Origin of the sequence: Zhongshania sp., from assembly GCF_041623545.1 — a bacterium.
Taxonomy (GTDB): Bacteria; Pseudomonadota; Gammaproteobacteria; order Pseudomonadales; family Spongiibacteraceae; genus Spongiibacter.
The window spans coordinates 1-1,660 of the sequence record NZ_JBFJWS010000440.1 but is presented as its reverse complement, the minus strand read 5'-3'; the positions used below and the strand labels follow the sequence as shown (position 1 = coordinate 1,660).

3 protein-coding genes are annotated in these 1,660 nt (G+C 53.0%); all 3 read left to right on the top strand.

The features are described from left to right. Nucleotides 1–590, top strand: a 590-nt coding sequence (locus ABYT30_RS18985; protein WP_373098105.1) for a methylthioribulose 1-phosphate dehydratase, incomplete at its 5' end; no start/stop codon positions are given. Between the two features lie 8 nt (nucleotides 591–598). Continuing rightward, nucleotides 599–1,150 carry an acireductone dioxygenase gene (locus ABYT30_RS18980; RefSeq protein WP_373098104.1) on the top strand — a complete coding sequence of 184 codons (552 nt, stop codon included), beginning with the start codon at nucleotides 599–601 and terminating at the stop codon, nucleotides 1,148–1,150. An 18-nt stretch (nucleotides 1,151–1,168) separates the two neighbouring features. Then, nucleotides 1,169–1,660 (top strand): acireductone synthase (mtnC, locus tag ABYT30_RS18975; RefSeq protein ID WP_373098102.1); only part of this gene is annotated, 492 nt, incomplete at its 3' end.

The window sequence follows — 1,660 nt, the reverse complement described above, 5'->3', positions numbered from 1 at the left end:
TTGCGCTGGCCGCTGCCGGCGACGAACTTTACCGCCGGGGCTGGGTGCCCGCCACCAGTGGCAACTTCTCTTGTCGGCTCAATGCCGATTCGGCCATTGTGACTGCATCCGGCAATCACAAGGGCCGTCTTAGCCCCAGCGATTTCATTGCCGTTGACCTACAAGCCAAGCCGATCAGTAGTGGCAAACCCTCGGCAGAAACTGCGCTGCACACCCAGCTGTACGCTCGCTTCGCTCAGATTGGCGCGGTACTGCACTGCCACTCGCCGGCGGCCACGGTTTTGTCCATGGCACTAGACGACAGCCCTGAACTCATTTTAGAAAATTACGAGTTGCTCAAAGCCTTTGACGGTGTCGACACCCACGCGACTCGGGTGAGCCTCCCCATTTTTGCCAATACCCAAGATATCGACGCCCTCGCAAAAGAGGCCGACCAGCACCTTGCCGCGCACCCCCACTGCCCCGCTTATCTAATTCGCGGCCACGGCGTGTATTGCTGGGGCAAAGATTTAAATGCGTGTATGCGCAATTTAGAAGCCGTCGATTTTCTCTTACACTGCGAACTCGAAAGAATGCGCCTTAGGCGCTAGGAGCCACCATGAGCACTCTGACTATTTTTGCTGATTCCGATAGCAGCCAAGCACTGCTGAAAAGCACTGAGCCAAGTGAAATTAGCCGCTTACTCAGCGCCGCGGGCGTTCGGTTTGAACAGTGGCAAACCCGTGATGACATTCGCGCCGGTGATAGCCAAGACTCGGTTTTAGCGGCCTATGCTGATGATGTTGAGCGCCTGATTCGCGAACAAGGCTACCAAACCGTCGACGTGATCAGCATCGCCAGTGACAATCCGCAAAAGGACGCCCTGCGTCAAAAGTTTTTAGACGAGCATACTCACAGCGAAGATGAAGTGCGCTTTTTTGTTGAGGGCCAAGGCCTGTTTGCCCTGCATCTTGGCGACAAGGTATTTGAGATACTCTGCGAAAAAGGCGATTTACTAAGCGTACCCGCCAACACTCAGCACTGGTTTGATTTAGGGCCAGAGCCAGACTTGGTCGCCATTCGTTTTTTTAATAACCCCGAAGGCTGGGTGGCGAATTACACCGGCAGTAAAATAGCCGATGCCTACTCACGCATTGCTGCGACCAACTAAAAGCCAAGAGAATCGCCTGTGATCAACACCATTCTTACCGACATTGAAGGCACCACCAGCTCAATTCACTTTGTGCATGAAGTGCTCTTCCCTTATGCGGCAAAGAATTTGCCTGAGTTTGTTCGCAATAATCACGCTAAGCCGGAAGTGAATAGCGCATTACAAGACGTTGCCGCATTAGCGGGCATTGCCGCCGATGATATTGACGCCCTCATCGCCCAACTCTTGCGCTGGATTAGCGATGACAAAAAAGTCACGCCGCTTAAAAGTTTGCAGGGCTTGGTCTGGGAGCACGGCTACCGGAATGGCGACTACAAGGCCCATATTTACGCGGATGCATTAACGGCCCTACAAGCCTGGCATCAACAAGGTATTGACCTCTATGTATACTCCTCTGGGTCGGTTTACGCGCAAAAGCTATTTTTTGAGTTTAACGAGGGAGGAGATTTAAGACGCTTTTTTAAAGGCTATTTCGACACCGTTACCGGCGCCAAGCGCGAGGTCGAGTCC

Coding starts and splice junctions, on each gene's coding strand:
- ABYT30_RS18980 (WP_373098104.1), top strand. CDS start 599: ATGAGCACTCTGACTATTTTTGCTGATTCCGATAGCAGCCAAGCACTG.